The following is a 17,288-nucleotide window of genomic DNA, read 5'->3' as shown; positions in this document are numbered from 1 at the left end:
GAAGTTTTGTCGATGAAGAGTCTTGTTGCAGAAGAGACTTGTTGCAGAAGACACTCGTCGAAGAAGGGTCCTGCCGCGTCGACGGTGTGAGCGTGCGCGCTTCGTCGACGGTGTGAGCGTGCGCGCTTCATCGATCGTTAGGATTTGCTCTCCGCGCATTCTTGCGACTCCGATTCGTTCTTCGCGAACGAAACGGAGTCGAAGCTGGAACAAAGCCGGGCGTTCTTGCGCGCTCTCGCCGCGATGGTGCCGGATGCGTCTGGCTAACGATAGCTTATGCGGATGCCGATAACCCTATTCGGTTAGGTTAAAAGCCCAATCGCGTTGCGCTTGCTGCGCCTTGGGGTAGGTGTTCGGCAAAGACAAGCAAGAAACGCCTTTGCGCAAGCAGCAATTTGCCATGATGCCTTTTTCAGCTCCGTCCTTTTTCCAAGGCGACCGGCACACCTACCGGCGCGTCGCCGTCGTCGTCACGCTGTTCTGCCTTGCTTTCGTTGTGATCAGCTTCTCGCTGCGGCCGCAGGCCGAGGACACGCGCGTTGCGGTCAAGGCCGACCGTTTGGTGCGCACGGCAGGCCAAGCCGCGCGCGCCAATTAACGCCGCGCGCCAATTAACGCTCGTCGCCGCAACGGCGGTCATCGGCCGGCGCCTGCGGGCATCCGGCGCCGCGCGAGGCGAGCGCCACGAAGCCGGCATAGCCGGACAGGTTGAGCAAGACTTCGAGCCAGGCGGGCATATCTCTTTCTCTCCGCTCAGCAGGGAACGAGCTCAACGTCCGCGCGCATTCCTGGTTCCATACTCCCGCGAAGAAACTCAGAGCCGGGTGGACGGGTCGAGCCGGCGGCCGAGGGTCGCGACGGATTCGCTCGACGGCTGCTCCTTGAGGAACTCGGCGATGGCCTGCGCCAGCTCGCGGTCGCTCATCGGCGTCGGCGGCGGGCGCAGCGTGCCGACACCGAAGTTGCGGACGATCTCGTCGTAATGCTCATCCTCGGATCTGGGAACCAATTTGCGGATACGGGCCAGCAAGGCGGATAAGGGCAAACTCTCCTCCATGATTGTCGTCCCCGCTGGCAACCGTCATGGTCTGCTGCCATCTGCTCCCATGAAACTGAAAACCCCGCCAGCACCGCGGAGATGCTGACGGGGTCTTCGTGCTGTCGCCTCGACCCGGATGGCGGAGGCTCCCGCACTTGAGAGGCTAACCCCCATCTCGCCGTTTCGTTCCCGCTTCATCGACATTTCCTGACTGCGGGCGGGTTCCATCCATGCGCAACCATCGCAGGCGCTCGCCGTTGTCTCCGCGACACGCGAAGGAGGACAAGCATGAAGAAGACACTGGCAGTTCTGGCCACCATCGCGGCGGTCGGTGTGACCGCGGTCGCGGCGCCCGCGCCGGCTGAGGCGCGTGGCCGCGGCGGCATCGGCCCGGGCCTCGCGTTCGGCCTCGCCGCCGGCGCAATCACCGCGGGCGCAGTCGCGGCTTCTCAGCCCTATGGCTACTACGGTCCCCGCTACCGCTACTACGACGGTCCCGCCTATTACGGACCGGGTCCGTACGCCTATTACGGCGGGCCGTACTACCGTCACCACCACTACCGTCATTGGTAGTCGGCGAATAGCGAAAAGCCCGGAGCGGTGCTCCGGGCTTTTTTCATTCGCAGGTCTTGTTTACTCGCCCATTTTCGCGCTTGCCGGCGCGATGATGCCTACGGCCAGAGCGAGGGCCGCTCGACCTTGCGGGCATTCTCCAGCGTCGCCACGAAATATTCCTCGCGCTCGCGCTTGAACTTTTCCTGCGTGGCACGGAAGGCGGCGACACGGGCGGCGATTTCTTCGCGTTCGCGCTCTTTGCGTTGTTCGTCTTCGGTCATGTCAAATCCCCTCTACACCTGAGTATGTGCACATCCGAACTCAAGCACTGCCGCCGCAATCACGTTGAGTCGCGTCAACACATCCATTGGCACTTCCGAATGGGGCGTCAATGGGGAGGAGGCATTGCAGGATTGTGATATGCGAAGGTCGGAAGAAATTGCCGAGCGCATTGCGTTAGCGCTTGATAAGAGCGTCAACGATCTTGCCGCTTGCGCATGTTGCTGTCAGGCCAAACTATTCGGGAGGCGCGGTTGATCGCATCGGATGTGCAGAGCGGTATCGAACGGCTCGGCGACATGATCGCCGAGGCCGGGAGCATCGTGCCGTTCACCGGTGCCGGCATCTCGACCGAATGCGGCATACCCGACTTCCGCTCGCCGGGCGGAATTTGGACGCGTAACCGTCCGATCCCGTTCGACGAGTTCGTCGCGAGCCAGTCAGCGCGGGACGAATCCTGGCGCCGCCGCTTTGCGATGGAGGAGGTCTTCGCCGCAGCGAAGCCCGGCCGCGGCCATCGGGCGCTGGCATCGCTCTACCGCGCCGGCAAGGTTCCCGCCGTCATCACCCAGAACATCGACAACCTGCACCAGGCCTCCGGCTTCGCGCCGGAGCACGTGGTTGAGCTTCACGGAAATACCACTTATGCGCGCTGCATCGGCTGTGGGCAGGACTATCCGCTGGACTGGGTGAAGCGCCGTTTCGATGATGATGGCATCGCGCCCGACTGCACCGCCTGCGACGAGCCGGTGAAGACCGCCACGATTTCCTTCGGGCAGATGATGCCGGACGAGGAGATGCAGCGCGCGACAGCGCTGTCGCAGGCCTGCGATCTCTTCATCGCGATCGGTTCCTCGCTGGTGGTCTGGCCGGCGGCCGGCTTTCCGATCATGGCCAAGCGCGCCGGTGCACGTCTCGTGATCATCAATCGCGAGCCGACCGAGCAGGACGACATCGCCGACCTCGTCATCCACCACGACATCGGCGAGACGCTCGGGCCCTTTGTCGGCAATTGAGGCATCAATTTGATTCGCGGCTGTGCAAGCTGTTCATAGGTTCCGGCGAATCTCTTTTTTGTCTATGCGTCTCAACCGGGAGTGTTATCTTTTGAGTCGAAAGATTCGCGTCGCGTCGAATTGAGAACATTCTCTTAAGGCGCGTGATTCGGGCGCCGCCAATGTGGCGGGTTGCATGGCAGTGTGGGGTCCGGGGTTATGGGGTCGTCGGACGGATTTGAGTCCAAGAAGCTTGGAGTTCCCGGACAGGGCACCTCGCCAGGGCGATTGACGCCGGGCGAGCACGGCGGAGCCGGCCGCGACAATGCGCTCAATCCCTTCACCGGATTGGGCGAAGCCAGCGCCAACCTCGTCGAGGTCACCGGCGTCATCAAATGGTTCGACGCCTCCAAAGGTTACGGCTTCATCGTTCCCGACAACGGCTGGCCGGACGTGCTCCTGCACGTTACCGTGCTTAGGCGCGACGGCTTCCAGACCGCTTATGAGGGCGCCCGCATCGTCGTCGAGTGCATCCAGCGCGCCAAGGGCTACCAGGCCTTCCGCGTCGTTTCGATGGACGAATCGACCGCGATCCACCCGGCGCAGATGCTGCCGCCGCGCACCCATGTCACGGTCACCCCGACCAGCGGGCTGGAACGGGCCCAGGTGAAATGGTTCAACCGGCTGCGCGGCTTCGGCTTCCTGACCTGCGGCGAGGGCACCCCCGACATCTTCGTGCACATGGAGACGCTGCGCCGCTTCGGCATGACTGAGCTGAGGCCGGGCCAGTATGTGCTGGTCCGCTTCGGGCCCGGCTCCAAGGGCATGATGGCGGCCGAGATCCATCCCGAGACCGGATCGCCGGGATTGCAGTCGCACTAAGGCTATGACTTCCAGCAATTGTGAGCAGAGGCGCGCTGCAAGTCCGGCGCGCCTCTTCCTTTTCCGGCGGTCGCCGCGTAAGGACTGATTGAAGTCCCACGCAGCGAGAGCCCCGATGAATTCTGATCGAAAGGCTGCCTGGTCCGCTCTGAAGGGCTGGCTGGCCGCCATCCTCGTCATCGCCGGCTGGGCCGTCGCCGGCGCGCCGGCCGGCGCCGCGAGCTTCCAGCCGCTCGAGATCGTCACCAAGAACGGCGTGCAGGTGTTCTCGGTCGAGATGGCAACGACCCCGGAGGAGAAGGAGACCGGCCTGATGTACCGCAAGGAATTGGCCGACGGCAAAGGCATGCTGTTCGACTTCAATCCCGAGCAGGAAATCTCGATGTGGATGAAGAACACTTATGTGTCGCTCGACATGATCTTCATCCGCGCCGATGGCCGCATCCTGCGCATTGCGGAGAATACCGAGCCGTTGTCGACGAAGATCATCTCCTCCCGGGGACCCGCCCGGGCCGTGCTGGAGGTGGTGGCGGGGACGGCGCAGAAGTACGGCATCCGCCCCGGTGATCGCGTCGGCCACCCCCTGTTCGGCGGCAAATAGGACGGGCAGGGGCGATTGCGGCCCAGGCCGGCGGCTTTGGAAAGCTTGCTGGCGCTCCGGGAAGCGTGTATCGACGGGGCTCGCCGGACATTCGGGGTATAGCGCAGCCTGGTAGCGCGGCAGTTTTGGGTACTGCAGGTCGTTGGTTCGAATCCAGCTGCCCCGACCAGTCCCGGGCGGCGCTGGCCTAGAGGTCAGCATCCAACCGGCAATGGCCAGGCATCTACGCGTCCGGCCTCCGCTTCGCGCGGAAATCAGCAAAGCCTCATCGAACCTTCGCCCGTCGCGATAGACAAATCCGTGTTGGGGATTTCAGCGCCCAATGTCTAAACGGACGCCGCCAAGCGATGAATATTCCGCTTGCGCGGCGTTGCGTTTTGTCCGCCGCGCTCGTCAGTTCGAGGCGTACCAGCCGGGCGGAAATGGCACGTACGGCCAGGCCATCTGATTGTCGTTGGCGGCTTGCGGCGGCCGTTGCGACGCCATGCTCACGATTGGCGCGGGCGGGATCACGCGCAACGCGAGGCGCAGACGCGCACATTGCAATTTCATCATTGTCGTCCCCCCAGCAATCTACTTGCTTCCAAACGTCCGATCGTCTGCAAAGTTCAGTCTTAAAATCGCCCTGCGCCGAAACGGCGCGCCCGTCCTCAAATCACGGGCATTCTAGAAAAACCGGCGCGGGCTTTCAACCAAACGCGCCGCTCCATCCCAAGAAGTAAGGTTGATCGGCAAGGTTAAAGGCGAGCGGCTGTTGCGGCCGTTTGGCTGGCTGCTATCAGGTCGGTCCCGGCTCGCGATGGGCTGTCCATTCTGTGCCACCACAGATGATTGTTCGTCGCGGCGCGCGGATCAGCCTAAGTTCTGCGCCAGCGAGTTCTGCCATGTCTATTGACCGCAACATCGGGACCATCGGTCCGCAGTCAAACTGGACCGAGATCTGGCACCTCTGGACGGTGATCGTGCCGCGCCGCTCCATCAACGGGCAGTTCGTGCTCGGCAAGGTCTGGCGCCGCCATGACGGCCGCGACTGGATCTACAAGAAGTTCACCGAGTTCGACGGCGAAGAGGCGGCCTAACTGCCGCCTCTCTCAGGCCGCCTTCGCCTCCGCAGCCGGCTTGGCCGGCGGCGGCTTCAGCGGCTTGTCCTGCTTCTTCGACCACGAGATGTAATAAGCCACCGTCGTCATGATCGCGATGCCGGCGACGCTGACGAAGATCTGCGCGAGCAGCGACCCTGAGCTCATCGACAGCTCGAAATGACCGACGAAGGACAGGAACACGCCGACGCAGAACACGGCGAGCGACTGCTGGCCACAGACGATCAAGGGGTCGAACACCTTCCACTCCAGCCCCGGCCACTCCTTCGGCACGAAGCGGATCACCAGGATCACGATCACCACGAAGTGGAGGAAGCGATACGGTGCGAGGTTGGTCTTGTCATTGGGGTTGAAGGTCGAGAACAGCCATTCCGGGAACATGCCGCCGAAGGTGGGGAAACGGCCGGCCATGGTCATGACCAGCGCGAACAGGAGATAACCGAGGCAGACCCACAGCGTAACAGGCGAGTTGATCAGCGCTGCCGAGCGCCGCGCGCCGCCCATGGAGCACCAGGCGCCGAACACGAACAGCACCTGCCAGCAATAGGGGTTGAAGTACCACTGGCCGGCCGGATAGGCGGTCAGGTTCCAGCCGTTATGGCGCGCGGCGAGCCACAGCACGATCGACAGGATCATCGTCAAATCGGGCTTGCGCAGCATGAACCACAGCACCGGCGGAAACAGGCCCATCAGCACGATGTAAAGCGGCAGCACGTCGAGGTTGAGCGGCTTGAAGCGCAGGAACAGGCCCTGGCGCAGCGTCTCGGTGGCGTTGTCGACGAGGCCGGCGACGTTGAACTCGTTGATCATCTCGGAATCGCCGAAGCGCAGCGCGAGATAGCTGATCGAGGCGATGTAGATCACGAACAGGATGATGTGGGCGACATAGAGCTGCCAGACCCGCTTGGTCAGTCGGGTGGCACCGACGATGAAGCCGCGGTCCAGCATCATCCGTGCATAGACGAAGGAGGCGGTGTAGCCGGAGATGAAGACGAACAGGTCGGCCGCGTCGGAAAAGCCGTAGTTGCGGGTCGTGATCCAGTTCACGACGTTGTCGGGGATATGGTCGAGAAAGATCGCCCAGTTTGCGACACCGCGAAACAGGTCGAGCCGGAGGTCGCGACCCTTGTCGGGAAGTGTGGCGCTGACGTTCAGGAAGGCCATGCGTCGGGAGCTTTCAGAGAGGACAGAAGCACGGAGATCGATGAAACCGGGCCGCCAAACGGGGTCCCAGGATGAAACGCGGGTACGCAATTGTCACGGTGCAGCATAATGACTATACCGTTGGCGAGGGTTGCCGGGGCCGGAATCAGGATCAGTTCCCAACCGGCTTCTCTATACTATCCCCGAGATTTCCACCAACTGCCACCGTGACGCATCGAAATCGAACGGAAAGACCAAGAGGCCCGGACCAGTCATGACCGCACGCATTTTCAAGCCCGCCAAGAACGCGATGCAATCCGGCCGGTCCAAGACCAGGGAATGGCAGCTCGATTACGAGCCGGAGCAGCCGCGGTCGGTCGAGCCGCTGATGGGCTGGACCTCGTCGGCCGACATGAAGCAGCAAATAACGCTGCGCTTCCACAGCAAGGAAGAGGCGATCGCCTATTGCGAGCGCAAGGGCATCGCCTATCAGGTGATCGAGCCCAAGGAGTCGATCCGACGGCCGGTCGCCTATGCCGACAATTTCTCGTTCCGCCGCGGCGAGCCCTGGACGCATTGAGGGGCGGGCGGCCGCTCTGGAAACCCTGGCATCGGTTTCAGACCAGCTCCTTCCAGATCACCGTCGTGGAACGGAATGCGTACCGTCGATCGGCGAGCAAGAGGGGAAGATGCCAAGGAAGTCCAACTAAGATTACGGCGAAGGCGGCGACTGGCGCTCCGTATTCGGGGCGAGCTGCTGCGAACCGTATGCTGGCAATCACCAGCGTTGCGATCAGGTTGAGCGTGAACAAGGGAAAGGCCGACTGCCAAAGTCGCTCGGATAGTATCGGCCGCTGGAATGCGTAGCCAAACAAGCCGACAAGCTGAGCAATAGTCAGCGTCAGAATGACGTAGTCTGCCAACGGGTAGATCGGGTGCGGCCCATCGACGAGGATAAGGCCGACGCTCCCCAAGGTCGTAACGCCGAACAGCACAAAGTAAAGTTTCCAAAGCATCCCGCAGACCGTGCATTGCTGCGGCTCCTATAGCTCCGGGCGACACGTTTCGCAATTGCATCTACTGCGCGAAGACGCGTGCGGTAGCGCCACAAGATCGGCCAGGGATCCGTCCGGCCCTTGGCAGCCATTTCCCACCGTGCTTCGCTGCCCCGCATGACACGACCAGGACGAGGTGGGGTATGGGGGGGCGTGACCAGCTCGACGGCGTCGATCTGAAGATATTGTCCGAGCTGCAGCAGGATGGGCGGGTTCGCAACAACGAGCTGGCGCTGCGGGTCGGCGTGTCCGCGCCGAACTGCTTGCGGCGGCTGAAGTCGCTGTTCAGCCGCGGCGTGATCCGGGCGGTTCGCGCCGTGATCGACGAGCGGCTGCTCGGCTACGAGGTGGTGTCGTTCGTCTCGATCCAGCTCGGCAGCCAGGCCCAGCCGGTGCTGGAGGCGTTCGAGAGCTCGATCGCCGCAATCCCGCGCATCCAGCAATGCTGGCGGATTTCCGGCGACACCGACTATCTGCTCAAATGCGTGGCCCCGAGTGTCGAGAGTATGCGGCAGCAGCTCCTGCATTTCGCCGCGATGCCTAACGTCAAGAACGTGCGCAGCTTCCCCGTGCTCGGGGTTGCCAAGGACGTGCCGCTGCCATTGCAGGAGGTCGCGGTGGCAGAGCCGGCGGGGTAGGGCTCCGAATATTCCACGATCAAGTCTGAATCTCAGAAAAGCGCCTCAGCGATACCGCCCCCGAAACTCGCGCGGGGAGGTGCCGGTCCAGGTCCGAAAGGCCCGCGAAAAGCTCTTCTCGTTGCGGAAGCCGGCGATCTCGGCGATGCGCTTGATCGGCGTGCGGCCGCGCATCAGCTCCTGTTTGGCCAGCTCGAATTTCGCCTCCTCCTTGAGATCGCGCAGCGAGGTGGACTCCTCGCGCAGGCGGCGATGCATCGTGCGGGTTGATAGCGCGAGCTCGCGCGCGACGTCCTCGGCGCCGAGGACCCGTCCGCGCGCTTCGCGCAGCACGCGGCGGACGCGCTCGACCAGCAGGCGGTCGCGCCGGTACGGCAGCACGGTGAGCCGGAGCGCGCCCTTGAGCATGTTGTCGAGATCGGCCGCGCTGCGCGTCAGCGGTAGCGACAGATAGTGCTTGTCGAAGACGATGGCCGCGCGGTCCGCGTCGAAGCGGACGCTCCGGCAAAAGATGGTCGGATAGACCGAGACGTGGCCGGGCTCTGAGTAAGGAAACTCAGCCGCGCGGAGCGCGATCTGGGAGTCGACAGCCCAGCATGAGAAGCCGAGCACGTAGCGGAACAGCGTGACGAGGCAGAACTCGCGGAAGGGTCCGAGGTCACGGAGCTGACGGATCGACACGACGGCGGTCTCTTCGCCAACCTCGAGATCGAGCAGCACATCCTCTGTGACCAAGCGGTGATGCCGGCACCAGCGCTTGAGCGCGACCTCCAGCGTCGGTGCGGTGATCGAGGCCCGGCACAGCATGCCATAGGTGCCCCATGGCAGCCGGCGCGAGAACCAGCCAAGCGCCTCGTCATCGAGCTCGCGCATGGCATGGCCCGCCAGCGCTTCGAACTGGGCCGCGGTCACACGCCCATCAGGAGAATTCACAAGCTCCGGCGCGACCTGACCCCGGCTCAAGGCTTCGGCGGGATCGCGGCCGTAATGCTCGTACGCGGCCACCACGCCGCGGACGAAGGCGGCGGGCGTGACGGCGCGGCGCGGAATCGCGGTGGCGGCTTGAAAAGGCATCGGAATTCCTTTCGGAAATCCTCGCCAAGTTTGGCGGAAAATGCAACCTTTTCGACTGCAAGAGGGCCGGGACCGGGCTAGTTTCGGAGCCCAAAATACGGAGGACTCGCCTTGAACATCCCGAGCATCGATTTCGATCTGGGCGAAGACATCAGCCTGCTGCGCGACACCGTTCGTTCGTTCGTGGAGGCGGAGATCACCCCGCGTGCCGCCGAGATCGAAAAGGCTAATCTTTTCCCCGCAGACCTCTGGAAGCGCTTCGGCGACCTCGGCCTGCTCGGCATGACCGCGCCGGAGCAATATGGCGGCTCCAATATGGGCTATCTCGCCCATATCGTCGCCATGGAGGAAATCTCGCGCGGTTCGGCGGCTGTGGCCCTGTCCTACGGCGCCCATTCCAATCTTTGCGTCAACCAGATCCGCCGCAACGGCAATGACGCGCAGCGGCAGCGTTATCTGCCGAAGCTGATCTCAGGCGAATATGTCGGTGCGCTCGCGATGTCCGAGCCGGGCGCCGGCTCCGACGTGGTCTCGATGAAGCTGCGCGCCGACAAGCGCGGCGACCGCTACGTGCTCAACGGCTCCAAGATGTGGATCACAAACGGCGGCGATGCCGACGTGCTGGTGGTCTATGCCAAGACCGATCCGGAGGCCGGGCCGCGCGGCATGACCGCGTTCCTGGTCGAGAAGGGTTTTAAGGGCTTCACACACGGCCAGCATCTGGACAAGCTCGGCATGCGCGGGTCCAACACCTATCCGCTGTTCTTCGACGATTGTGAGGTGCCGGAGGAGAATGTGATGGGCAAGGTGGGCGAGGGCGTCAAAGTGCTGATGTCCGGCCTCGATTACGAGCGCGCGGTGCTCTCGGGCGGCCCGCTCGGCATCATGGCGGCCTGCATGGATGCGGTGGTGCCCTACATGCATGAACGCAAGCAGTTCGGCCAGCCGATCGGCGACTTCCAGCTGATGCAGGGCAAGCTCGCCGACATGTATGCGACCTGGCAGGCCACGCGCGCCTATGTCTATGCGGTGGGCCGCGCCTGCGACCGCGCCGACCACGCGCGCAGCTTACGCAAGGACGCGGCTGCTGCGATCCTCTATTCCGCGGAGAAGGCAACGTGGATGGCGGGCGAAGCAATCCAGGCGCTGGGCGGGGTCGGCTATACCTCCGAATTCCCGGTCGGGCGCCTGTGGCGCGATGCAAAGCTCTACGAGATCGGCGCGGGCACCTCGGAGGTGCGCCGCATGCTGATCGGCCGCGAGCTGATGGCCGAGACGGCTTAAGTCCTTCACCCCATTGGAAACACCATGCCGCTTCATTCCAGCATCGATCCGTCGTCATCAGATTTTGCACGCAATTCCGAGGCCATGCGCGGCCTCGTCGCGGACTTGCGTGAGAAACTCAGCGAGGTCGCCGGCGGCGGCGGCGAGGCTTCGCGCAAGCGCCACACCGCGCGCGGCAAGATGCTGGCACGCGAGCGCGTCGACCTCCTGGTCGATCCCGGGACCTCGTTCCTGGAGCTGTCGCCGCTCGCGGCCTATGGCCTCTATGGTGGTGACGTGCATTCGGCCAGCGTCGTCACCGGCGTTGGGCGCATCTCGGGCCGCGAATGCGTGATCGTCGCCAACGATGCCACCATCAAGGGCGGCACCTACTACCCGATGACGGTGAAGAAGCATCTGCGCGCGCAGGACATTGCGCGGCAGAACAATCTGCCCTGCGTCTACATGGTGGATTCCGGCGGCGCCTTCCTGCCGCTGCAGGACGAGATCTTTCCGGACGAGCGGCACTTCGGCCGCATCTTCTACAATCAGGCGCAGATGTCGTCGCAGGGCATTCCGCAGATCGCGGTCGTGATGGGCTCCTGCACCGCCGGCGGTGCCTATGTGCCGGCGATGTCGGACGAGAGCATCATCGTGCGCAACCAGGGCACCATCTTCCTCGGCGGCCCGCCACTGGTGAAGGCCGCGACCGGCGAGGTCGTCAGTGCGGAGGAGCTCGGCGGCGCCGACGTGCATTCGCGGCAGTCCGGCGTGACCGATCACTACGCCCAGAACGATGCGCATGCGATCGGCATCGCCCGGCGTATCGTCGGCACCCTCAAGCCTTCCGTGCGGCCGAACCTGAACATGCATAAGCCGCGCGATCCGCTGTTCGCGGCGGAGGAAATCTACGGCGTGGTGCCGGTCGACGGCCGCAAGCCGTTCGACGTGCGCGACATCATCGCCCGCGTGGTGGATGGTTCCGAGTTCGACGAGTTCAAGAAGCTCTACGGCACGACGCTGGTGTGCGGCTTCGCCCATATCTGGGGCTATCCGGTCGGCATCATCGCCAACAACGGCATCCTGTTCAGCGAGAGCTCGCTGAAGGGCGCGCATTTCATCGAGCTGTGCTGCCAGCGCGGCATTCCGCTGGTGTTCCTACAGAACATCACGGGCTTCATGGTCGGCAAGAAATACGAGGCCGGCGGTATCGCGCGCGACGGCGCCAAGTTGGTGACGGCGGTCGCGACCGCCTCGGTGCCGAAGTTCACCGTCGTGATCGGCGGCTCCTACGGCGCCGGCAATTATGGCATGTGCGGCCGTGCCTACGCGCCGCGCTTCCTCTGGATGTGGCCGAACGCGCGCATCTCGGTGATGGGCGGCGAGCAGGCCTCGATGGTGCTGAGCCAGGTCCGACGCGATAATATCGAGGCCAAGGGCGACAGCTGGTCCAGGGAAGAGGAAGACAAGTTCCGCGAGCCCATTCGCGCGCAGTATGAGAGCCAGGGCCACCCGTACTACGCGACCGCGCGTCTGTGGGACGACGGCGTGATCGATCCGGCCGACACGCGTCTCGTGCTCGGCCTTGGCCTCTCGGCGGCATCGAATGCGCCGCTCGAGCCGACGAAATTCGGCCTGTTCAGGATGTGATGTGATGGACCGCTCAAAACTCTACCGGCGTTTCCGCACGCTCCTGATCGCCAACCGCGGCGAGATCGCCTGCCGCGTTATCCGCACCGCCCGTGCGATGGGCCTGCGCACGGTCGCGATCTATTCCGAGGCCGATCGCGAGGCGATGCATGTCGCGCTCGCCGATGAGGCCGTATTGCTCGGGCCCGCCCGCGCCCGCGACAGCTATCTCAATATCGAGCGCTTGATCGAGGCCGCGCGCAAGACCGGAGCGGAGGCCGTGCATCCCGGCTACGGCTTCCTCTCCGAGAATGCCGAGTTCGCGCAGGCTTGTTATGACGCCGGCCTCGTCTTCGTCGGGCCGACCGCCGGGATGATGACGGCAATGGGCTCGAAATCCGGCTCGAAAGAGCTGATGGAGAAGGCCGGCGTGCCGCTGGTATCAGGCTATCACGGCGAGGCCCAGGACGAGGCGACGCTCGCCAAGGCGGCGGACAAGATCGGCTTTCCCGTGCTGGTGAAGGCCTCCGCCGGTGGCGGCGGGCGCGGCATGCGCATCGTGCGGTCCGCCGATGAGTTGGCGCCGGCGATCGTCAGCGCCAAGCGCGAGGCCAAGGCCGCCTTCGGCGACGACCGCATGTTGATTGAAAAGTATGTCGATAATCCCCGGCATATCGAGGTGCAGATCATCGGCGACAGCCATGGCAATCTGCTCTCGCTGTTCGAGCGCGAATGCACGCTCCAGCGCCGGCATCAGAAGGTGATCGAGGAGGCGCCATCACCGACGCTCAATGCTGCGCAGCGCGAAACCGTCTGCGCCGCCGCGCGAAAAGCGGCGGGCGCGGTGAACTATGTCGGTGCCGGCACCATCGAGTTCGTCTCCGACGGCAAGGACGTGTTCTTCATCGAGATGAATACGCGCCTGCAGGTCGAGCATCCCGTCACCGAGCTGATCACCGGCATCGACCTGGTCGAGTGGCAGCTGCGCGTTGCCTTCGGCGAGGCGCTGCCGCTCAAGCAGGATGAGATCAGGCTCAACGGCCATGCCGTCGAGGCGCGCGTCTACGCCGAGAACCCGACCAAGAACTTCATGCCGTCGGTCGGCAGGATCTCGACCTGGCGACTGCCGGCCGAGACGGGCGGCCTGCGTATCGACGCTGGCTATCGCGAGGGCGATACGGTCTCGCCGTATTATGACGCCATGCTCGCCAAGGTGATCGCGTGGGCGCCGACGCGGGACGTCGCGATCGAGCGGCTGAACCGCGGGCTGGAGGAGTCCGACGTCCGCGGCATCGTCACCAACATCCCGTTCCTGTCGGCGCTGATGACGCATCCGAAGGTGCGGGCGAATGCGATCGACACCGGCTTCATCGAGCGCGAGCTGGCGGTGCTGACCGCCGCGGCGCCGGCGCCCGGAGAGCTCGAGCTCTGCGCCGCGGCCGCCGCCATCGTCAACGAGGAGCGGCAGACCGCGCATGCGGAGGCGAGTTCGCCCTGGCAGACCTTCGGCTGGCAGCCGGTCGGTCGCCGCCAGCGCAGCTTTGCCTTCCGTGTCGGCCATGGTCCGGAGCAGAAGATCACGCTGAACTACGGCAGCGGACCGTCGACGCTGGTGATCGGCGAGCGCGAGCTGGCGTTCACGATCGCTGCGAAGGATGGCGGCTTCGACCTGACGCTCGACGGCGTCAAATCGTCAGTGGCAGCGGTCATCGATGGCCATGAGCTGTACCTGCGCACGCGCAACGGCCGCTTCGACCTGCATTGGGTCGATCCGTTCGGCGGCGAGAGCGAGGAGCATGTCGGCGAGGACAAGATCGCAGCGCCCTTGCCCGGCACGGTGGTTGCCGTGCTGGCAGAGGAGGGGACCAAGCTGGAGAAGGGCGCGCCGATCCTCACGCTGGAAGTGATGAAGATGGAGCAGACGCTGCGCGCGCCCTATGCCGGCGTGCTGAAATCCATCAAGTGCAAGGTCGGCGACATCGTGCAGGAGGGCGTCGAGCTCGCTATGGTCGAACCTGCAGGGGAATGAGATGAGCGATCCGGTCCGCATCATCGAAATGGGGCCGCGCGACGGCCTTCAGAACGAGAAGACGTCCGTCAGCGTCGAGGCGCGCATCGCCTTCATCGAGGCGCTCGTGGCGGCCGGGCTGGATACCGTGGAGGTCGGCGCCTTCGTCTCGCCCAAGGCTATCCCGCAGATGGCAAGCTCGGATGCCGTGCTGCGCGGCGTCGCGCATGTGAAGGGCGCCGAATTCCACGTGCTGGTGCCGAACGAGAAAGGCTATGACGCCGCGCGTGCCGCGGGCGCGAAAGTGGTCTCCGTGTTCGCGGCGGCCTCCGAGGGGTTTTCCCGGGCGAACATCAACTGCACGATTGCGGAGTCCATCGAGCGCTTCAAGCCGGTGCTGGCGCGCGCCAGGGAGGATGGCGTCAAGGTGCGCGGCTATATCTCCTGTGTGCTGGGCTGTCCGTTCGATGGCGAGATCAAGCCGAAGGCGGTGGCGGATCTTGCGCGCACGCTGTTCGAGCTCGGTTGTTACGAGATCTCGCTCGGCGACACCATCGGTGTCGGCACGCCAGCCAAGGCCAAGGAGATGCTGCGCGCGGTGGCCGCCAACATTCCCGCAGCCAGGCTCGCGATGCATTTCCATGACACTTACGGCCAGGCGCTCGCCAACCTCTATGCCGGACTGGAGGAGGGCGTCCGGGTCATCGACGCCGCCGCCGGCGGGCTCGGCGGCTGCCCCTATGCGCCGGGCGCGACCGGCAATGTTGCGACCGAGGACGTCGTTTACATGCTGGAGGGCATGGGCGTCAGGACGGGTATCGATATGGAGAAGCTGCTGGCGGCGACGAACGCGATGAGCGGCGTGCTGGGCAAGCCGCCCGTGAGCCGCGTGGCGTCGGCGCTGAACGCGAGGAAGAAGCGGGCGGTTTCCTAGTTCTCCGTCATTGCGAGGAGCGAAGCGACGAAGCAATCCAGGCTGCCGCTGCAGAAATATCCTGGATTGCTTCGCTTCGCTCGCAATGACGGTGGAACGAGCGCAGGACTCAAGCCGCCTTCAGACCGACATCCGGTAAACGCGGCCGGTTCTTCAGCGCCTTGGCCATCAGGGCCTCGACCTCGGCCTTTTCCTGCGGCAGCAGTGCCAGGCGGGGCGGGCGGGTCAGGGCGGTGCCGCGGCCCATGATGTGTTCGCACAGCTTGATGCACTGGACGAGGTCCGGGCGGGCATCGAGATGCAGGAGCGGCATGAACCATTCGTAGAGCGGCATCGCCTCGGCAAAGCGCCCGGCCTTGGCCAGGCGAAACAGCGTCTCGCCCTCGCGCGGGAAAGCGTTTGACATGCCGGAGACCCAGCCGACGGCGCCCATGGCGACGCTCTCGACGATGACGTCGTCGAGACCTGCGAACAGCACAAAGCGGTCGCCGACCATGTTGCGGGTGTCGACGAACCGCCGCGTATCGCCGGAGGAATCCTTGAAGCAGACCACGGTCTCGACATCGGCGAGCGAGGCGAGGATGTCTGGCGTAACGTCGTTCTTGTAGATCGGCGGGTTGTTGTAGAGCATCACGGGAAGGTCAGTCGCGGAGGCGACGGCGCGGAAATGCGCGGCGGTCTCGTGCGGCTTGGAGGAATAGACCAGCGCCGGCATCACCATGACGCCGTCGATGCCGACGCGTGCGGCTTCCTTCGCGGTCTCCACCGCAAACGCGGTGGTGAATTCGGCGATGCCGCACAGCACGGGCACGCGGCCCTTCGCGACCGACTTCGCCGCTTCCATGATCGCGACCTTCTCCTTGCGCTCGAGCGAGGTGTTCTCGCCGACCGAGCCGCAGACGATCAGGCCGGAGACGCCGTCGCGGATCAATCCGTCCATGACCTTGGCGGTCGCGTCGATGTCGAGCGAGAGATCGTCGTGGAATTGGGTGGTGACGGCCGGGAAGACGCCTTCCCAGGCAACGCGGCGGCTCATGGTTTAACTCCAGGGGTATGTGCCGGCGGGGGGCTGGAGCCGCCGGCTTTTGTGAAAGGGATGGGGAACGGGATCAGAGCGTCGCGCCGACCTTGCGCAGCTCGGCGAGGACGGGGGCCTTGGGCAGCCAGATCTTGTCGAACTCGGCAATCACGGCCTCGGTGTCCTTGGCGTCGACCTGGCGGATCGGGATCGGTGCTTTCTTGAAATTCTCGATCAGCGTGGGCTCGTTGCCGGCGAGCTCGTCGATCTGCGCGTCCAGCGTCGTCTTGATCGTTTTCGTGACCAGCTCGCGATCGGCGGCGGGCAGCGATTGCCAGACGCGGCCGGAGACGACGGCCGCCATCGGCATGAAGACGGCGTTCATCTGCAGGATCACCTTCGACACCTTGTCGAAACGCTGGTTCCAGGAGAATTCGAGATCGGCCTCGAGGCCATCGACTTGGCCGTTGGCCATCGCGTCGAACACTTGCGGCGTCGGGATCGGCGTCGGCGCCGCGCCGAGCGAGGAATAGAAGTCGCGATAGACCGGCGTCGGGTTGATGCGCAGCTTCATGCCCTTGATGTCGGCGAGCGAATTCAGGTCCTTGGAGGAGAACACCGCGCGCATGCCAGTGATGCCCCAGCCGAGCCCGATCGTGCCGGTCTCCTGCGGCAGCACCTCGAACAGCTTCACCGCCGCCGGATGCCGCACGAACTTGGCCACCGCCGGCGTCGAGCGCACAATGTAAGGCGCGTTGATCGCGGCGATGTGCGGCACGCGCGAGCCGAGCTCGGCGGCCTGGATGAAGCCCATGTCGAGCGCGCCGGACTGCAATTGCTGCATCATCGCGGTCTCGTTGCCGAGCTGGCCGGCGTGGAAGACGGTCAAGGTCAGGCGGCCGTTGGTGGCGGCCTTGAGCTCGTCACCGAATTTGAGCGCGGCCTTGTTCCAGGAATGGCCGTTCGGCGTGATCAGGCCGAGACGGAATTCCTTGGCCTGGGCGAGCGCCAGCGACGGGGCGAACACCGCGGCGGCACTGGCGGCGAGAAAGTGGCGGCGTGAAAGCGGCATCGT

The 17,288-nt window shown here is 64.4% G+C and carries 20 protein-coding genes and 1 tRNA gene; 13 read left to right on the top strand and 8 right to left on the bottom strand.

All coding sequences use genetic code 11. From position 1 onward, the window contains the following. Positions 1-400 precede the first annotated feature (400 nt). Positions 401-598 carry a hypothetical protein gene (locus ACTEK7_RS03770; protein ID WP_249788245.1) on the top strand — a complete coding sequence of 66 codons (198 nt, stop codon included), beginning with the start codon at positions 401-403 and terminating at the stop codon, positions 596-598. 13 nt (positions 599-611) lie between these two features. Here ACTEK7_RS03770 and ACTEK7_RS03765 read toward each other — a convergent pair whose 3' ends face one another. Together ACTEK7_RS03765 and ACTEK7_RS03760 are read right to left on the bottom strand one after the other, a co-directional pair. Then, entirely contained in the window at positions 612-737 is a 126-nt protein-coding gene (locus ACTEK7_RS03765) for a hypothetical protein (RefSeq protein WP_036045606.1), read from the bottom strand. 77 nt (positions 738-814) lie between these two features. After that, on the bottom strand, positions 815-1,057 hold the full coding sequence (locus ACTEK7_RS03760; protein WP_225141873.1) for a hypothetical protein: 243 nt from the start codon (positions 1,055-1,057) through the stop codon (positions 815-817). 270 nt (positions 1,058-1,327) lie between these two features. On the opposite strand from ACTEK7_RS03760, the gene ACTEK7_RS03755 reads away from it, so the two are divergent. Continuing rightward, a complete protein-coding gene (locus ACTEK7_RS03755; protein ID WP_036045604.1) occupies positions 1,328-1,612 on the top strand; it encodes a hypothetical protein in 285 nt (94 codons plus the stop codon). A 98-nt stretch (positions 1,613-1,710) separates the two neighbouring features. Here ACTEK7_RS03755 and ACTEK7_RS03750 read toward each other — a convergent pair whose 3' ends face one another. Then, the gene (locus ACTEK7_RS03750; protein ID WP_167361660.1) at positions 1,711-1,875 is read right to left on the bottom strand and encodes a hypothetical protein; all 165 of its coding nucleotides are present in this window, start codon (positions 1,873-1,875) and stop codon (positions 1,711-1,713) included. Positions 1,876-2,127: 252 nt separating this feature from the next. Here ACTEK7_RS03750 and ACTEK7_RS03745 point away from each other — a divergent pair, with 252 nt between their 5' ends. The 5 genes from ACTEK7_RS03745 to ACTEK7_RS03725 all read left to right on the top strand — a co-directional run bounded on the left by ACTEK7_RS03745 (position 2,128) and on the right by ACTEK7_RS03725 (position 5,430). After that, the gene (locus tag ACTEK7_RS03745; protein WP_225147912.1) at positions 2,128-2,889 is read left to right on the top strand and encodes an SIR2 family NAD-dependent protein deacylase; all 762 of its coding nucleotides are present in this window, start codon (positions 2,128-2,130) and stop codon (positions 2,887-2,889) included. Positions 2,890-3,087: 198 nt separating this feature from the next. Further along, positions 3,088-3,750, top strand: a complete 663-nt coding sequence (locus ACTEK7_RS03740; protein ID WP_157284234.1) for a cold-shock protein — start codon at positions 3,088-3,090, stop codon at positions 3,748-3,750. Between the two features lie 115 nt (positions 3,751-3,865). Next, positions 3,866-4,351, top strand: a complete 486-nt coding sequence (locus ACTEK7_RS03735) for a DUF192 domain-containing protein (protein WP_035999663.1) — start codon at positions 3,866-3,868, stop codon at positions 4,349-4,351. A 92-nt stretch (positions 4,352-4,443) separates the two neighbouring features. After that, positions 4,444-4,520, top strand: a tRNA-Pro gene (locus tag ACTEK7_RS03730). Positions 4,521-5,235: 715 nt separating this feature from the next. After that, complete coding sequence (locus ACTEK7_RS03725; protein ID WP_036027955.1) at positions 5,236-5,430, top strand: hypothetical protein; 195 nt, start codon at positions 5,236-5,238, stop codon at positions 5,428-5,430. A gap of 12 nt (positions 5,431-5,442) precedes the next feature. Here the strand turns inward: ACTEK7_RS03725 and ACTEK7_RS03720 are convergent, their stop codons facing one another. Beyond that, positions 5,443-6,615 carry an OpgC domain-containing protein gene (locus ACTEK7_RS03720; protein WP_225147913.1) on the bottom strand — a complete coding sequence of 391 codons (1,173 nt, stop codon included), beginning with the start codon at positions 6,613-6,615 and terminating at the stop codon, positions 5,443-5,445. Positions 6,616-6,868: 253 nt separating this feature from the next. On the opposite strand from ACTEK7_RS03720, the gene ACTEK7_RS03715 reads away from it, so the two are divergent. After that, positions 6,869-7,174: an ETC complex I subunit gene (locus ACTEK7_RS03715; protein ID WP_024337795.1), complete on the top strand. Its 306-nt coding sequence runs from the start codon at positions 6,869-6,871 to the stop codon at positions 7,172-7,174. A 37-nt stretch (positions 7,175-7,211) separates the two neighbouring features. Here the strand turns inward: ACTEK7_RS03715 and ACTEK7_RS03710 are convergent, their stop codons facing one another. Further along, a complete protein-coding gene (locus ACTEK7_RS03710; protein ID WP_225147914.1) occupies positions 7,212-7,610 on the bottom strand; it encodes a hypothetical protein in 399 nt (132 codons plus the stop codon). A gap of 182 nt (positions 7,611-7,792) precedes the next feature. Between ACTEK7_RS03710 and ACTEK7_RS03705 the strand changes: the two genes are divergently transcribed. After that, on the top strand, positions 7,793-8,287 hold the full coding sequence (locus ACTEK7_RS03705) for an Lrp/AsnC family transcriptional regulator (RefSeq protein WP_225147915.1): 495 nt from the start codon (positions 7,793-7,795) through the stop codon (positions 8,285-8,287). A gap of 45 nt (positions 8,288-8,332) precedes the next feature. On the opposite strand, the gene ACTEK7_RS03700 is transcribed toward ACTEK7_RS03705, so the two are convergent. Further along, the gene (locus tag ACTEK7_RS03700) at positions 8,333-9,361 is read right to left on the bottom strand and encodes an AraC family transcriptional regulator (protein ID WP_128261788.1); all 1,029 of its coding nucleotides are present in this window, start codon (positions 9,359-9,361) and stop codon (positions 8,333-8,335) included. 111 nt (positions 9,362-9,472) lie between these two features. Here ACTEK7_RS03700 and ACTEK7_RS03695 point away from each other — a divergent pair, with 111 nt between their 5' ends. The 4 genes from ACTEK7_RS03695 to ACTEK7_RS03680 are packed head-to-tail and all read left to right on the top strand — an operon-like array spanning position 9,473 to position 15,195. Next, positions 9,473-10,645, top strand: coding sequence for an isovaleryl-CoA dehydrogenase (locus tag ACTEK7_RS03695; protein ID WP_225147916.1), 1,173 nt, complete (start codon positions 9,473-9,475; stop codon positions 10,643-10,645). 24 nt (positions 10,646-10,669) lie between these two features. Then, positions 10,670-12,274 (top strand): carboxyl transferase domain-containing protein, encoded by a 1,605-nt coding sequence (locus ACTEK7_RS03690; RefSeq protein ID WP_225147917.1) that lies wholly within the window; start codon positions 10,670-10,672, stop codon positions 12,272-12,274. Positions 12,275-12,278: 4 nt separating this feature from the next. Beyond that, complete coding sequence (locus ACTEK7_RS03685; protein WP_225147918.1) at positions 12,279-14,282, top strand: acetyl/propionyl/methylcrotonyl-CoA carboxylase subunit alpha; 2,004 nt, start codon at positions 12,279-12,281, stop codon at positions 14,280-14,282. 1 nt (position 14,283) lies between these two features. Next, on the top strand, positions 14,284-15,195 hold the full coding sequence (locus ACTEK7_RS03680) for a hydroxymethylglutaryl-CoA lyase (protein ID WP_225147919.1): 912 nt from the start codon (positions 14,284-14,286) through the stop codon (positions 15,193-15,195). 109 nt (positions 15,196-15,304) lie between these two features. Here the strand turns inward: ACTEK7_RS03680 and ACTEK7_RS03675 are convergent, their stop codons facing one another. Together ACTEK7_RS03675 and ACTEK7_RS03670 are read right to left on the bottom strand one after the other, a co-directional pair. After that, positions 15,305-16,231: a dihydrodipicolinate synthase family protein gene (locus ACTEK7_RS03675; protein WP_225147920.1), complete on the bottom strand. Its 927-nt coding sequence runs from the start codon at positions 16,229-16,231 to the stop codon at positions 15,305-15,307. A gap of 73 nt (positions 16,232-16,304) precedes the next feature. Continuing rightward, entirely contained in the window at positions 16,305-17,285 is a 981-nt protein-coding gene (locus tag ACTEK7_RS03670; RefSeq protein WP_225147921.1) for a TRAP transporter substrate-binding protein, read from the bottom strand. Positions 17,286-17,288: the final 3 nt, after the last annotated feature.

The organism is Bradyrhizobium sp. JHI2711, from assembly GCF_056156565.1.
The sequence above is the reverse complement of the archived record's forward strand: the minus strand, read 5'-3'. Positions and strand labels throughout refer to the sequence as shown.

Bases quoted from the DNA above. Each gene is read 5' to 3' on its own strand.
- ACTEK7_RS03770 (WP_249788245.1), top strand. From the start codon at position 401: ATGATGCCTTTTTCAGCTCCGTCCTTTTTCCAAGGCGACCGGCACACC.
- ACTEK7_RS03765 (WP_036045606.1), bottom strand. From the start codon at position 737: ATGCCCGCCTGGCTCGAAGTCTTGCTCAACCTGTCCGGCTATGCCGGC.
- ACTEK7_RS03760 (WP_225141873.1), bottom strand. From the start codon at position 1,057: ATGGAGGAGAGTTTGCCCTTATCCGCCTTGCTGGCCCGTATCCGCAAA.
- ACTEK7_RS03755 (WP_036045604.1), top strand. From the start codon at position 1,328: ATGAAGAAGACACTGGCAGTTCTGGCCACCATCGCGGCGGTCGGTGTG.
- ACTEK7_RS03750 (WP_167361660.1), bottom strand. From the start codon at position 1,875: ATGACCGAAGACGAACAACGCAAAGAGCGCGAACGCGAAGAAATCGCC.
- ACTEK7_RS03740 (WP_157284234.1), top strand. From the start codon at position 3,088: ATGGGGTCGTCGGACGGATTTGAGTCCAAGAAGCTTGGAGTTCCCGGA.
- ACTEK7_RS03735 (WP_035999663.1), top strand. From the start codon at position 3,866: ATGAATTCTGATCGAAAGGCTGCCTGGTCCGCTCTGAAGGGCTGGCTG.
- ACTEK7_RS03725 (WP_036027955.1), top strand. From the start codon at position 5,236: ATGTCTATTGACCGCAACATCGGGACCATCGGTCCGCAGTCAAACTGG.
- ACTEK7_RS03720 (WP_225147913.1), bottom strand. From the start codon at position 6,615: ATGGCCTTCCTGAACGTCAGCGCCACACTTCCCGACAAGGGTCGCGAC.
- ACTEK7_RS03715 (WP_024337795.1), top strand. From the start codon at position 6,869: ATGACCGCACGCATTTTCAAGCCCGCCAAGAACGCGATGCAATCCGGC.
- ACTEK7_RS03710 (WP_225147914.1), bottom strand. From the start codon at position 7,610: ATGCTTTGGAAACTTTACTTTGTGCTGTTCGGCGTTACGACCTTGGGG.
- ACTEK7_RS03705 (WP_225147915.1), top strand. From the start codon at position 7,793: ATGGGGGGGCGTGACCAGCTCGACGGCGTCGATCTGAAGATATTGTCC.
- ACTEK7_RS03700 (WP_128261788.1), bottom strand. From the start codon at position 9,361: ATGCCTTTTCAAGCCGCCACCGCGATTCCGCGCCGCGCCGTCACGCCC.
- ACTEK7_RS03690 (WP_225147917.1), top strand. From the start codon at position 10,670: ATGCCGCTTCATTCCAGCATCGATCCGTCGTCATCAGATTTTGCACGC.
- ACTEK7_RS03685 (WP_225147918.1), top strand. From the start codon at position 12,279: ATGGACCGCTCAAAACTCTACCGGCGTTTCCGCACGCTCCTGATCGCC.
- ACTEK7_RS03680 (WP_225147919.1), top strand. From the start codon at position 14,284: ATGAGCGATCCGGTCCGCATCATCGAAATGGGGCCGCGCGACGGCCTT.
- ACTEK7_RS03675 (WP_225147920.1), bottom strand. From the start codon at position 16,231: ATGAGCCGCCGCGTTGCCTGGGAAGGCGTCTTCCCGGCCGTCACCACC.
- ACTEK7_RS03670 (WP_225147921.1), bottom strand. From the start codon at position 17,285: ATGCCGCTTTCACGCCGCCACTTTCTCGCCGCCAGTGCCGCCGCGGTG.